Source organism: Synechococcus sp. CBW1004 (assembly GCF_015840715.1).
Taxonomy (GTDB): domain Bacteria; phylum Cyanobacteriota; class Cyanobacteriia; order PCC-6307; family Cyanobiaceae; genus Cyanobium.
Map to the genome: position 1 here is coordinate 2563416 of NZ_CP060397.1, position 13343 is coordinate 2576758.

Below are 13343 nucleotides of genomic sequence, written 5' to 3' on the forward strand. Positions count from 1 at the left end.
GCGCCCTGCCGCAAGCGCCAGGGCCCCCAGGGCCGCCTAAAAGTGTGATCAGGTCGAGCCCGCTCGGCCGGCCACGCCTCCGAGCGCTAGCATTCCCTTGATGTCGTAGGCCAGCTCCCGCAGGCCTTGGCGGATCGAGCGGTAGCCGCCGCGCCGCAGCAGGTTCATCACGATGGTGCGCAGGAAGGCGAACACCGGGGCCCCGATCCGGTTGGCGTAGCGATGGGCGTCCTCACCCAGTTGGGCGTCGCGAGCCCAGTGCCATTCGTTCTCAATGCTCCAGCGCTGCCGGATAAGGCGCAGCAAGGCTTCTGGGGTGGTGCGGATGCTGGTGAGGAATAGGTGTCGCCGCACGCTGCGCTTGCCCTTGCGGGTCTGGGTGCCTGTGATCACCTCCACGATCCAGGCACTGCCCGGCCAGTTGGCCTTGATGTGCTCCGGTGCCTCTTTGGCTTGGAGCTCCCAGGTGGTATCGCGGCCGTGCTTCTCCTCCTGATCCGTTGCCGTGAAAGGGATCTTGCGCTTTCCCTCGAACTGGCAGCCGATCTGGCGGTAGAGGGTCTTCTGGTTGGACTTGACGGTCAGGAGCACGTCGGCCCCCTGGGCGAGGCACCATCGAAAAACGACTGGGTGGTGTGGAGCGCATCCGCCTGGATCAGCACGCCATTGAGATCCAGGCTGCTGAGCAGCTCTTTCAGTGCCGCACGTTCACTGGATTCATGCGTGTCGTAGGTCTTCTGGGCGAGGGCGACGCCAAGAGCCCGGGCGTACACCGTGACCTGGGCCACAAAACGGTGGTTGCCGTCGTCCGTCTCGATGGCTGAGCCCTGTCCGCCGACAATGAAGTTGGCCGGCGGCCAAGGGGGTTGACGCGGGACAGAGCCCCGCAGGGTTTTCCCGTCACAGACCAACTGGTCCAGATGGTCCTCCCCACCTGGGATCTGGCTGATCATCCAGGCCTGGAGCACCTGGCCGAACTCCTGCAGGTGGGCCTTATTGAACAGGTACAGGAAGGTGGCATCGGAGGGCCAGCGCTTGAAGTCCAGGCCGAGCGCCTGGTTCAGCGCCTCTCGGTGCCGCCTGGCAAACGCCTCGAGATCCCGGGAACTCCGGCAGCCACTCAGGATCCCGAGCACCGCCACCAGCAGCAGGAACCACTGCGGGTAGCGGACCCCACGGCGGTAGCGACCATCGGGGATGGCCTTGAGAAAGCTGATCAGGTCATCCGGTGCGGGCTGATCAACTGCAGCAGAACGGGTTTCGGGCATTGGGGGCACTGAGACCCGCCGAGCGAACCCAATGCTGACAGCCCCGCCAAGGGCCACTGGGACACACTTTTAGGCGGCCCTGCCTGAGAAGCGACGAGATCGAACTCCTGGCCGAGGAGTCTCTGGGAAACCCCTCGGATGCATGCCTGGGAGTGCGGAGATCCCGGTTGCCGCAAGGGGCTGCTGCTTCCAATTGGCGACCGGTTTTCCAGCCCTTCCCTGGCCGAATGAACTTAATTTCTACCGATTTTGCTGGCCGTAGCTTGCGGGTGTGGACAGTGGACAACGAGACGCTGCAGCAGGACAACAACGAGCTGAACAGTGATGCCTTGGCAGAGCCGGCGATGGCCGGTGGCGTCTTTGCTCCTGGCACTCCCTCCGGTTGCTGCCCCTGTCGCCTCAGGGTGCGGAGACCGGAACGATGTCGACCACCAGGGCCCGGGCTGGGGTGGTGCCCTGATTGCGCCACCAATGGCTGACACCGGTGGCTTCGAAGACCGCCTCTCCAGGACCGATCACCCTGGGGGTGAACCCGGGGCCACGCCATTCCGTCATCTGGCCCTCGAGGATGTAGGCCACCCCGGGGCGCTGGTCATGGCGGTGCAGGGTGATGCTGCCTCCCGGGGCAATGGTCAGTGCCCGCAGGCGCAGCTCCCGCCCCTGCAGGGCAGGGAAGTCGTGATCGAGCGGCTGGCCGCCGAGGCGCCTGACCGCCACTCCCACCTGGGCGGTCGGAGCTCCCGGCACCGGCGCCAGCTGCTCGTGACCTGGAGCCACAACGGGACCCTGCTGGCTGAGGGCCGGAGCGCCGCAGACGACCAGGGCGGCAACGGGCAGAAGCGCGGCGTAGAAGCCGAGCGGGCATGCTGGCTGGATCATCGAACCTGCCTTCAGGCAAAGAGCCGGAAGGTCCACTGTGCCGTGACCATGACCGCGGCAGGCTCGCCTCAGTTCTGATGAAAGCTCGGCGCCAGGCCGTACACCGGCGTGTCGAGGCCGGCCAGGCGCGCCTTGAGCTGCAGGGCCAGATACAGGGAGTAGTGGCGGCACTGGTGCAGGTTGCCGCCGTGGATCCAGAGGTTGTCCACCTGGGTGGGCTTCCACATGTTGCGCAGCTCCCCCTCCCAGGGGCCCGGATCCTTGGGGGTGCCTGAGCCCATCCCCCACACCTTGCCCACCGTGTCGGCCACCTCGGGCGAGATCAGATCCGCCAGGAAGCGATTCATCGAGCCGTAGCCGGTGGCGTACACCACCAGATCGGCCTCCAGCTCACTGCCGTCATTGAGCACCACCGTGTGGGGCGTGAGCCGCTCAATCTGCACGCCGCTGCGCAGCTTGATCCGGCCATCGGCCACCAGCTCCGAGGCGCCCACATCGAGGTAATAGCCCGAACCCCGCCGCAGGAACTTCATGAACACGCCCGAGTCGTCGGCGCCGAAATCGAGCAGGAAGCCGGCCTGCTCCAACCGCTGATAGAGCTCGGCATACTCGACGCGCATCGCGTCGTAGATCGGCTTCTGCCACTGGGGCAGCAGCTTGTAGGGAATCGAGGCGATCGTCATGTCCGACTGATGGGGGGTGATGCCCCGCTGCAGCGCCTGCTCCGAATAGGAGCCGGCGAAGGCCAGCTTCTCCAGCGCCGGCACCGGCGCGATCAGCGTGGAGCTGCGCTGCAACATCGTCACCTCCTCGGCCCCCGCCTCCCAGAGGGCAGCGGCGATGTCGTGGGCGGAGTTGTTGGAGCCCACCACCACGCAGCGCTTACCGCGATAGGCATCGGGGCCGGGATGGGCACTGGAGTGGTGCTGCTCACCGGCGAAGCTCTCAGCGCCAGGGATCTGCGGCACGCTCGGATAGCCCGACACCCCCAAGGCCATCACCAGGTGACGGGGGCGCAGCTCCACCGGCTGGCCATCGCGCTCGGTGCTCACCAGCCAGCGACCTTCAGCCGGATCGAAGCGGGCACTGCGGACCGGCGAACCACCCCAGACGTTCAGCCCCATCACGCTCACGTAAGCCTCCATCCAGTCGGCCAGCTGATCCTTGGGGGTGTAGAGGGGCCAGCCCTCGGGGAAAGGGAGATAGGGGAAATGGCAGTAGTGAACGGGATCGTGCAGACAGAGGCTCTTGTAACGGCGTCGCCAGTGGTCACCCGGGCGGGGCTGCTTCTCCAGCACCAGGGCCGACACCTCCAGGTGACGGAGACGGGCGGCGAGGCTCAGGCCGGCCTGGCCGCCGCCCACGATCACCACATCCGGTTGCTCCGTCACTCCCAGGGCCTGCCGCTCCCCCTCGCGGCGCTCAGCCCACGACTGCCGCCCGGGATGGACGCCGTGCTGGGCGCCGGCCGGCCGCCGCTCGCGCACCCGCTCCTCGTGGCCCTTCAGTTCATCGAGGGCGGTGAACAGGGTCCAGGCGCGGCCATCGCGCAGGCGCAAGTGGCCGCTGCAGCGCCCCACCCGCGTTTCGAAACCGAACCAGGCCTCCACCCGGCCGCCGGCCTCGCTGGCCTCGCCCCTGAGCTGGAAGCCATGGGGCGCCACATCCGCCAGGCGGGCCGCCAGCATGGCCGCGATGGCCTCGGGCCCCTCCTCGGTGCGGAGGTTCCAGGTGAACGCCACCAGATCGCGCCAGAAGCATTCCGGGCCAAACAGCGCCACCACGGCCTGGGGGTCGCCACCCGCCAAAGCAGCCGCGAACGAACTCAGCCACGCTTCGGCAGTGGTCGTGGGAGACGGGATCGGCGCCATTGAGAACGGAAGCGGGATGGACCAAGCCTGAACCGCCCCGCTGGTGAGATCGCCCGATGCAACCGTTCCACACAGTGGGGAAGGCGACGGATACCGGCTCCATGCCGCGGATACCCTGGCAGGCCTGAGGCCGGGGATCTGGGCACCATCGCCAGCCGCGCCCGATCGAGCATCGCAGGCTTCGGCATTGGCCCTGAGCCCACTCCCCGCACGGTGGCCACGCCGCCGCCGGGGCCGGAGGAGCAGCTGGTGGCCGAAACCCGACGGATCGAGGCGCTCTTCGCCCGAGAGAAACCCTTGGCAGCGGAGACGAGCATGGCGAAACGCCACCGCCCGGACAACCTGGCGCTCAGCCCCACAGCTGCACCAGCACCTCCCGCTGGCGCGGGCCATCAAGCTCCACCAACAGCACCGCCTGGTAACGCCCCAGCCCCAGCCGACCCGCCACCACCGGCAGGCTGAGGTGGTTGCCCAGCAGCAGGGCGATCAGGTGGCTGTGCGCGTTGCGCGGCTCATCGGGGGCGACGTCGGGCCGCAGGTGCAGATCGTTGTGCAGCCAGGGCCCATCGGCCGGCACCAGCTCCAGGAAGAAGCGTTCGATGTCGGCCAGCAGCCGCTCCTCGTTCTCGTTCACCACCAGTGCCGTGGTGGTGTGCTGCCCGGCCGCCACCAGCAGGCCGTCACCCAAACCGGCGCGCGCCACCAAAGCCTGAAGCTCGGCGGTGATGTCGTGGCAGCGGAACGGGCCGGCGGTGGCCAGCTGCAGCCGGTGGGTGAGCAGGGTGGCCATGGGATGTCGCTGGTGGAGGGCATCCTCACCGGGGGAAGGCCGCGGCATCGCCGGCACGACGAGCATGGACCAGGGTTATCGCAGAGAAACCGGAGAACCGCACGATGTCGCAGACCGTTCGCGTTCCTGGTCGTGCCTGCCTGCTGGGTGAACACTGCGACTGGTGGGGAGGAGCCAGCCTGACGGTGCCCCTGGAGCAGGGCATCCGGGTGAACGCCAATCCCGCCGAACGCGGCCTGCACCTGAAGACAACGCTTGAGGGCCAGACACTGGAGGGACACTGGCCCATCGATGGCGGCGTCGATCCCGCAGGAGGTGCCCTGCGGTTCGTACCGGCAGCCGCCGCAGCGCTGCGAGCAAGGCAGATTGCCATCCCGGCCGTGCAGCTCACGGTGGAAGCCGATCTCCCCGCCGGGAGGGGGTTGTCGTCATCGGCGGCGTTCTGTGTGGCCGTGCTGGATGCCCTGGTCCGGCACGCCGGCTGCCGCCTGGAGGATCGGGAGCTGGCGGCGCTGGCCACCCATGTGGAACGGGATCTGCTCGGCGTGGCCTGTGGCCCCCTCGATCCGATCGCCTGCGTGTCGCGCGAACCGATCCTGCTGCGCTGGGGGAACGACGGAACCGTGTCGATCACAACGATCCAGCCGGCGCAGACCCTGCATCTGGTTGTGGCCTCTTTTGCATCACCGCGAAACACAGCCGCCATCCTGCAGGCGTTGCAAGACCACGCACGCGGCCAGGCAGCGTCAGACCTGGATCCCCAGGCGGTGGCTGCCGTGCGGGCAGCCTTGGCCACCTTTGCCACTGAAGCCGAACAAGGAGCAGTGGCCCTGCGTGGCGGCGAGGCCACGGGCCTCGGGCGGGCGATGGATCGCTGTCAGCAGGCCTATGACCACATGGCTGCGCTGCTGCCGGCCCTGCAAGCCGCGGCTCTGGCGCGGGCCGTGCAAGGGTTGAAGGCGGGCGGAGCTCTGGGGGCGAAGTTCAGCGGAGCGGGCGGCGATGGCAGCGTGATCGCCCTCTATCAGGACCCCCACGCAGCCAGAGAGGGGCAGGCGTGGTTGGGTGGGCTGGAGGGCGTGCAGGCCTGGATCTGCAGGATCCAACGCCGGCCTGGGGCTCATGCAGCGGCAGCAGGCTGACAAAACCAGCACGCGCATCATCGGCTGGCTCGATCTCGGCCACCCCGTGCCGCAACGCAAGTGAGGGCGGCGACTGCGGGGCTATCGGGCGGTGGGCCACGCGCTGCTTGCAGATCAGCTATCGATGGAAGGAGCCTCACCAGAACCTTCTCACAGACCTTCTCACATCCAAGGATGAAGGAGCATGAGACTGACTGCAGCACAGTCAGTTCAGTCCATCAATCGAGAAGCTTCCCAAGCTGAACGTCGCCGGTTCGAGTCCGGTCACCCGCTTGTCAAGTCAGGCCTGAAGGTCTGGGAAGTTCACCTGAGCCTTTTCCTTTTCTGCTGCGTTTTGCCGGGAGTCGAGTCAGACGGGATCTGAAGCCGCAGGTTGCATTCGGGCTTTGGCTCCCTCCCCGCAGACTGGCTGCTCCTGCGGTCTCTGTGGTGGGCCCGCCACTTGCGTCCAGGCTCGACCTTCCTCTCTGCTGCAGTGATCACTTCATCCAGAGATCCCAGAGCTGGCTGTAGACCTCGTAGGTGGCGTCATTATTGACACCGGAGACGGCGATCGCGCCCATGCCGTTGCGGGCATCGCACTCGAACACCACCGAGATGTTCTCGGTGGGGTGGTCGGCCGACCAGCCGTTCTGCACATCCCGACCGGCGTCGTTCTTGTAGGTCATCGACGTGATGTCCTGCTGCTTCATGCCGACCCGGATCAGGACATCACGGGTGTTCTTGAGGCAATCGGCCTGCGACGTGCTGACCACGAAGCTGTTGGCGTACAGGGAGGGTCCCGCCTGGGCGCTGAGCGGAGCCAGCAGTGAAGCCGCCCAGCCGAGGATGGCCAGTGCAGCGACCTTCTGGCGAGCAGGATTCCGGGGGATCTGACGTGTGTGCATCCGCATGACACTGCAGGTGCCAAGTCTATCCCTGTTGATCTGTTGATTCAGCAGCCAGACAGCCGCCGGTCAACGTGGATAGACCGGCGGCGGTGCCTGTCTCCGTTGTCCGGATCAGCGGTCCACCGACCCCATGATCACGTCGATGGAGCCGAGGATGGCCATGATGTCGGCCACCTTGTTGCCCTTGAGGATGTGGGGCAGGTTCTGGAGGTTGTTGAGATCTGCCGCGCGGATCTTGAAGCGCCAGGGGGTGACGTCGTCGTTGCCCTGGATGAACACGCCGATCTCGCCTTTGCCGGATTCGAGGCGGGTATAAAGCTCGCCGCTGGGGATCTTGAAGGTGGGTGCCACCTTCTTGGCGACGTACTGATAATCGAAGCCGGACCACTCACTGCCCTTGCCTTCGGCCATGCGCCGCGCCTCCAGGTTTTCGGTGGGGCCGCCGGGGATCATCTCGATCGCCTGGCGCAGGATCTTGAGCGCTTCGCGCATCTCCTGGATGCGCACGCGATAGCGGGCGAAGCAGTCGCCCTCCTTCTCCCAGGCGATGTTCCAGTCGAAGTCGTCGTGGTACGCGAGGTGATCCACCTTGCACAGATCCCAGGGCACGCCGGAAGCGCGCAGCATCGGGCCCGGACAGGCACCGGAGCGCCTCCGCCAAGCCTGGCTAAGGACCAGCTGGATCGCGGTCGTCAGCGCAACCCGCTGGAACTACACATCTGGTGACAAATACACCGTACGCTCTTCACGAGCTGAGCGGTAGGTGGCGGTCAGCAGTTCCAGGCTGCGCAGCCCAGCATGCCCGTCGCACAGTGGTACGTCCTTGCCCTGCAGCACATCGAGGATGTTGGCGTAGTAGGGCGGATGACCAAAGCCATAGATGTTGGTGGTGTGATAGCTGGCGGACTCCACCAGTTCATCATCGGGGCTGTGATCGGCGAAGTGCCATTGCTCAATCCGGTTGACCGCCGCTCCACCGACGCGCACTGTGCCGGTCTCTCCCAGAAGGGTGATTGAGCCCTCCATGTTCTTCGGGTAGGTGAGCATCGTCACTGCCATCGTGCCGAGGGCTCCGCAGCGCCAGCGCAGCTGCAGCGCCGCCGTGTCCTCCACCTCGATCGCGCGGCCGATCGTGGCGATCGAGGCGCTGACGCACGCCACCGGACCCACGAGCCAGTCGAGAAGGTCCACATAGTGGCTTGCCTGGTTCATCAGGGCGCCGCCATCCATAGCCCGGGTGCCGCGCCAAGCATCCTGGTCGTAGTAGCTCTGCGGCCTCTGCCAGAACACGTTGACCGTGACCATCGCCAACTGCCCGAACCGCTTGGCCTGGAGCTGCCGTCTGACCAGTTGCAGGGTGCTGTTGCAGCGGTTCTGCTTGACCACGAACAGCCGGACTCCGGCGGCGTCACAGGCGCGCACCATCGCCTGACCATCGGTCCAGCGGGTGGCCATCGGCTTTTCGGTGCACACGTGCAGCCCCGCTTCAGCGGCGGCGATGGTCTGTTCCGGATGGAGGCCGCTGGGGGTCGCCAGCACCACCAGGTCAACGTCCAGGCGGCCGGCCCGCACGGCACTCAGCAGTTCCGCGTCGCTGCAGAACCGGGCGGGGGGCGTGGCGGCCAGCCCGGGACTGGCGTCGCCTAGCAGTGCTGCCGCTTTCTCCAGGCGGTCGCGCTGGGGATCACAGAGAGCCACCAGCTCAGCCCGCCGGTGTTCCAGCGCGATCGCCTTGATGTGATTGGCGCTGATGCGCCCGCAGCCCACCATGGCGATGCGGATCTTGCGATCGCGGATCGGGGCTATCGGTTGAAGCTGCATACAGGCCGGTGGGTCAAGGTGCCGTCGGGGTGGGGGGGGGGGCGCCGCCGCCGGATCAGGGCCCTGTGCCATGAGCCTGGAGCCGCTGCATGCTCGCCACGATCCTCTTGGCGGCGTGCCCGTCTCCATACAAAGCGGGCCGGGGCTGCCGGCGATCGAAAGCCAGCTGCTGCATGATCTCCCTGAGCATGGCCTCGGGATCTGCCGGGTCGGCCAGCCGGTTCCAGCCATTGGCCAGCAGCTCCACCCACTCGGTGTTGCGCCGCACCGTCACGCAGGGGGTGCCCTGTAGGTAGGCCTCCTTCTGCATGCCTCCCGAATCAGTGACCACCAATGCCGCCCAACGCTCCAGCAGCAGCATCGCCAGAAAGCCGAGCGGCTCGACCTGGCGCAGATCGGAAAGCAGTGTCTCCAGACCATGCCGGCGGATCGCGGCACGGGTGCGTGGGTGCAGCGGCAGCAGCACCTGACATGGGGCTGCGTTCAGGGCCGTGAGGACGGCGCACAGCCGTTGGGGGTCATCAGTGTTCTCGGCGCGGTGAATGGTGGCGAGGATGAACGGACCCTCCGGCAGATCGAGAGCCGCCAGCAAATCCGCCGCCTGCCTTTCAGCTTGCTTGCTGAAGATCCGGGCCGCGTCGGCCATCACGTCACCGGTGCGTACGATCCTTGCCGAGGCGATGCCCTCCCGCTCCAAATGGGCCACAGCGCTGTCGGTTGGGGCAAAACAGAGATCGGCCAGGTGATCGGTGAGCACCCGGTTCTGCTCCTCTGGCTGGTGGCGGTCGAAGGAGCGCAAGCCGGCTTCCACATGCAGCACCGGGATCTTCAGCTTGCTCGCCGCCAGAGCACCAGCGAGGGTGGAATTGGTATCGCCGTACACAAGCACCGCATCGGGTTTGTCCCTCAGCAGCACGGTCTCGATCGCTTCCAGCATGCGGCCGGTGTTAGCGCCATGGCTGTGGCCGCCGATTCCCAGTTGAAAGGTCGGATCCGCCATGCCCAGTTCGGAAAAAAACGGCCTGACATGGCGTTGTCGTAATGCTGGCCCGTGTGCAGCAGTCGCTCCTGTATCGGCTGCGCGCCCCCATGGGTTGACCGGATGGCGCGACTCACGGCAGCGGCCTTGATGAACTGAGGCCGGGCCCCCACCACGGTGATCAGTTGCATCAGGCGCGGATCACTCCAGGCTCAGATGTGTAGCGACCGCGGCTGTCAATCAGCAATGCCGCAGCATTGAGGATCAGCTCATAATCGAAGCTGTCGTGATCCGTGCAGAGCACGACAGCATCGAAGCCGGCGATGCTTTCTGCACTGAGCGGAAGGGACCGCAAGTTAAATGAATGCTTCTCGATAGGAGGAAATATGGGTACGTAGGGGTCGCTGTAGTGCACGATCGCTCCCTTCGACTGCAGCTGTTCCATGATCTCCAAGGCTGGGGACTCCCGGATGTCCTCAATGTTCTTTTTGTAGGCGATTCCAAGCAAAAGAATGCGGCTGCCCCTGAGCGCTTTCTCCGACTGATTCAGGGCGTCATTGATGGTGCGAACCACATGGCCTGGCATGGCTGCATTGATTTCGCCGGCCAGTTCTATGAAGCGTGTGTGCATGCCAAGCTCGCGGGCCTTCCAGGCGAGGAAATAGGGGTCGATCGGGACACAGTGGCCACCGATCCCGGGTCCGGGGTAATAGGGCGCAAAGCCGAAGGGTTTGGTCGCTGCTGCTCGGATGACCTCATGCAGATCAATGTTCATCCGATCGGCCAAGAGCTTGAGTTCATTCATCAGGCCGATGTTCACGGCGCGCTGAATGTTCTCGACCAGTTTGGTGAATTCGGCACTTCGTGTGCTGCTTACCGGCACCAGGTCTCGGATCACATGTTCATAGAGGGTCAGTCCCACTTCCAGGCAGGTGGTTGTGCTGCCGGCGATCAGCTTGGGGATCGTGGCTGTGCTGAAACTTGCGTTGCCTGGGTCTTCACGCTCCGGCGAGTACACCAGAAACACATCTTCGCCAACCTTCAGGCCTCGGGCCTCGATCCTTGGCCGCAGCACTTCTTCTGTGGTGCCTGGATAGGTGGTGCTCTCCAGGCTGATCACCTGCCCCGGTCGCAGATGAATCGCGAGCGCCTCCAGGGTGGCGTGGATGGAACTCAGATCTGGCTCCCGGAAGCGGGTCAGCGGCGTCGGCACGCACAGGATGAGCGCATCCGCCGTCGCGGCAAGGCGGACATCGAGCGTTGCTTCCAGCAGCCCAGCAGAGCGGGCGTTGGCAACACGCTGATCGTCAATGTGGTGCAGGTAGCTCCGCCCCTGTTGGAGCGCCTCCACCTTGCTGGCATCGATGTCCAGTCCCAGAACGGAATAGCCGCTTTCCGTGAAGCTGAGTGCCAGGGGAAGCCCGACATAGCCGAGGCCCACTACGGCGATGCGTGCCTCTTTGCTCCGTAGCCTTTGCAGCAATGCGCTGGAGATCTCCATCGCCATCCTCAGGCCCGGGATGCAGCGGAAGTGCAGAGCAACCGATCTCCACTCAGGAGGTATCGATCACCGTTGTGTGGGCAGCACCATTCTCCCTCACCCTGCAGAGGTAGAGGAATGCGCTCGCCATGGGCGCTCATCCAGCCCATCTGCCGGGCTGGCACTCCTGCCATGATCGCAAAAGGCTTGACGTCACGGGTGACCACGGCGCCGGCAGCGATGAAAGCGTAGCTGCCGATGACGCAGCCACAAAGGATCGTGCAATTGGCTCCGAGACTGGCGCCGCGTTGTACCAGGGTCGAGCGGTATTCGTGTCTGCGGCTCACTGCCGAACGGGGATTGATCACATTGGTGAATACCATGCTCGGTCCGCAGAAAACATCGTCCTCCAAGGTGACGTTGTCATAGACCGAGACGTTGTTCTGGATCTTGACGTTGCTGCCAATCAGGACGCGGTTCCCGACATAGACGTTCTGGCCAAATGAGCATCGTTCACCGATGATGGCCCCGGCGCAGATATGCACCCAGTGCCAGATGCGGCAGTCGGCAGCGATTGTGGCCCCCTCATCCACAATGGCCGTGGGGTCAACCTGGACCGTTGAATGCAGGGCCATCAGTAACAGAACGTGAGTCGATTGGGACTGGGGGATTGGGGGGCAGGGCACGCGCCTCGCGTCATCTCTGCGGTCGCGACTTTTTCTGCCTTTAAGCCAGAAATTCTAGGCTGCGCTGGTGCGAGCATCCTGCTTCCCATCCGTGGATTCTGCTTTGAGCGTCTATCCAGGTGCTGCCAAAGCGATTCGAGATGATCGGGGATGCTCCCAGGAGCGTAGGGCATGGGCCTGTTGAGCGCAGAACCTCAACCAGCTTCAAGTGCATGGGTTGTTGTCGGTCGGCATCGCTTGCCAGTCGATCCAGGTCTCGCTGTCATGAGATCGCCGGGAGGCCATGGCCCTTGCAGACTCAGCGATGATGGATTCGAATCACCCCTGCTTTGACACAAGGCAATCTCGATGAGCGCGCTGCAGCACAACAGTCAGACCAGCGAGCCACGGCAGGAGGTTCTGGTGATCAGTTTTTCGCCACTGCATCGAGATCCCCGTGTTAGGCGCCAGATCGAGGCCCTTTCGCAGGACTATCGCGTTCATGCCGCGGGATTGACCGACCCCTGTCTGCCCGGAGTCTCGTTCACCGCGTTGCGACCGCTGTGGGCCAACCGATTCTGGTCGCTTGTTCAGGCGTGGCTGATGCTTCTGCGCTGCTACAGCCTCATGGATACTCTGATGCCGCGGATGCGTCACGGCCGCAGAGTTTTGTCGCCGTTGGCGGTGCATTGCAAGGTGATCATCGCCAACGATATCGATGCACTGCCCCTGGCTCATCAGTTGGCTGGGGCTGGCGTGGTTCTCTATGACGCCCATGAATATTCGCCAGGGCAGAATCTCTTCACCTGGCGCTGGCGATTCTTCCATTACCCCTATCGGCTTTGGGCCTGCAAGCAATGGATGCCACGCTCCTTTCGCTGCATCACTGTCAACCAGCCGATCGCGGAGGCCTATCGATCGCTCTGTGGCGTGAGCTGCTCGATTTCCATGAACATGCCCAATCGCTATGCGCTTGATCCCAGGCCGACCGATCCAGATCGGATCCGTCTGATTCACCATGGTGGCGCCGCACCCATGCGGCAGCTTGAGCGCTTGATTGCCATGGTCGGATACCTGGATCAGCGATTTACCCTTACATTCATGTTAATGGCGCCCGACGACAGTCCCTATCTGCGCAAGCTCAAACACCTGGCGCGCATGCATGGCGATCGAATCAGGTTCGATCCACCCGTGGCCTTTGACTCTATTGTTCCCACCATTCGTCACTATGACATGGGGGTCTGTCTGCTGCCCTCGACCACGACAAACCTCAGGCTCGCCCTGCCCAATAAGCTGTTTGAGTTCATTCAGGCGAGGCTTGCCGTTGCCGTCAGTCCGAACCCCGCCATGGCTGCTCTCGTCCGTGAGCATGGTGTCGGCATCGTCAGTGATGAGAACTCGCCTCAATCCATGGCCCGAATTCTCAACGGGCTGACATCAGAGCAGATTGATCAGATGCGTCAGCGGAGTCATCTCGCTGCTGCCAGCCTGAACAGCGATGTTGTGGCTGCGGATTGGCGTGCCTGGGTGGCGGAGGCGATGGCCTCATGACCGCAGC

Annotated in this window: 12 protein-coding genes and 1 pseudogene; 2 read left to right on the plus strand and 11 right to left on the minus strand. The window is 64.6% G+C overall.

Annotation, left to right across the window (positions count from 1 at the left end; genetic code table 11):
- Positions 1-48: 48 nt before the first annotated feature.
- The 5 genes from H8F25_RS12210 to H8F25_RS12230 form a co-directional block, all read right to left on the minus strand.
- Positions 49-591 (minus strand): ISAs1 family transposase, encoded by a 543-nt coding sequence (locus tag H8F25_RS12210; protein WP_197210648.1) that lies wholly within the window; start codon positions 589-591, stop codon positions 49-51.
- Positions 582-1268 (minus strand): transposase family protein, encoded by a 687-nt coding sequence (locus H8F25_RS12215; RefSeq protein WP_197210649.1) that lies wholly within the window; start codon positions 1266-1268, stop codon positions 582-584. The genes H8F25_RS12210 and H8F25_RS12215 overlap by 10 nt, the downstream gene beginning before the upstream one ends.
- Positions 1269-1667: 399 nt before the next feature.
- Positions 1668-2147: a cupin domain-containing protein gene (locus H8F25_RS12220; RefSeq protein WP_197210650.1), complete on the minus strand. Its 480-nt coding sequence runs from the start codon at positions 2145-2147 to the stop codon at positions 1668-1670.
- Between the two features lie 68 nt (positions 2148-2215).
- Complete coding sequence (locus tag H8F25_RS12225) at positions 2216-4018, minus strand: NAD(P)/FAD-dependent oxidoreductase (protein ID WP_197210651.1); 1803 nt, start codon at positions 4016-4018, stop codon at positions 2216-2218.
- 349 nt (positions 4019-4367) lie between these two features.
- Positions 4368-4808 carry a secondary thiamine-phosphate synthase enzyme YjbQ gene (locus tag H8F25_RS12230; protein ID WP_197210652.1) on the minus strand — a complete coding sequence of 147 codons (441 nt, stop codon included), beginning with the start codon at positions 4806-4808 and terminating at the stop codon, positions 4368-4370.
- A 104-nt stretch (positions 4809-4912) separates the two neighbouring features.
- On the opposite strand from H8F25_RS12230, the gene H8F25_RS12235 reads away from it, so the two are divergent.
- Positions 4913-5950, plus strand: a complete 1038-nt coding sequence (locus H8F25_RS12235) for a mevalonate kinase (RefSeq protein ID WP_197210653.1) — start codon at positions 4913-4915, stop codon at positions 5948-5950.
- Between the two features lie 479 nt (positions 5951-6429).
- On the opposite strand, the gene H8F25_RS12240 is transcribed toward H8F25_RS12235, so the two are convergent.
- The 6 genes and pseudogenes from H8F25_RS12240 to H8F25_RS12265 all read right to left on the minus strand — a co-directional run bounded on the left by H8F25_RS12240 (position 6430) and on the right by H8F25_RS12265 (position 11755).
- Positions 6430-6837, minus strand: coding sequence for a hypothetical protein (locus H8F25_RS12240; protein WP_197210654.1), 408 nt, complete (start codon positions 6835-6837; stop codon positions 6430-6432).
- Between the two features lie 114 nt (positions 6838-6951).
- Positions 6952-7473: pseudogene (locus H8F25_RS12245) on the minus strand (NADPH-quinone oxidoreductase); the annotation flags it as partial.
- Positions 7474-7551: 78 nt separating this feature from the next.
- Positions 7552-8661, minus strand: a complete 1110-nt coding sequence (locus tag H8F25_RS12250) for a Gfo/Idh/MocA family protein (protein ID WP_197210655.1) — start codon at positions 8659-8661, stop codon at positions 7552-7554.
- 55 nt (positions 8662-8716) lie between these two features.
- Positions 8717-9661, minus strand: a complete 945-nt coding sequence (gene wecB / locus H8F25_RS12255; protein WP_197210656.1) for a non-hydrolyzing UDP-N-acetylglucosamine 2-epimerase — start codon at positions 9659-9661, stop codon at positions 8717-8719.
- A gap of 169 nt (positions 9662-9830) precedes the next feature.
- Positions 9831-11141, minus strand: coding sequence for a nucleotide sugar dehydrogenase (locus tag H8F25_RS12260; RefSeq protein ID WP_197210657.1), 1311 nt, complete (start codon positions 11139-11141; stop codon positions 9831-9833).
- Positions 11142-11149: 8 nt separating this feature from the next.
- Positions 11150-11755 carry an acyltransferase gene (locus tag H8F25_RS12265; protein ID WP_197210658.1) on the minus strand — a complete coding sequence of 202 codons (606 nt, stop codon included), beginning with the start codon at positions 11753-11755 and terminating at the stop codon, positions 11150-11152.
- A gap of 399 nt (positions 11756-12154) precedes the next feature.
- On the opposite strand from H8F25_RS12265, the gene H8F25_RS12270 reads away from it, so the two are divergent.
- On the plus strand, positions 12155-13336 hold the full coding sequence (locus H8F25_RS12270) for a hypothetical protein (RefSeq protein ID WP_197210659.1): 1182 nt from the start codon (positions 12155-12157) through the stop codon (positions 13334-13336).
- The last annotated feature ends 7 nt before the right edge of the window (positions 13337-13343 follow it).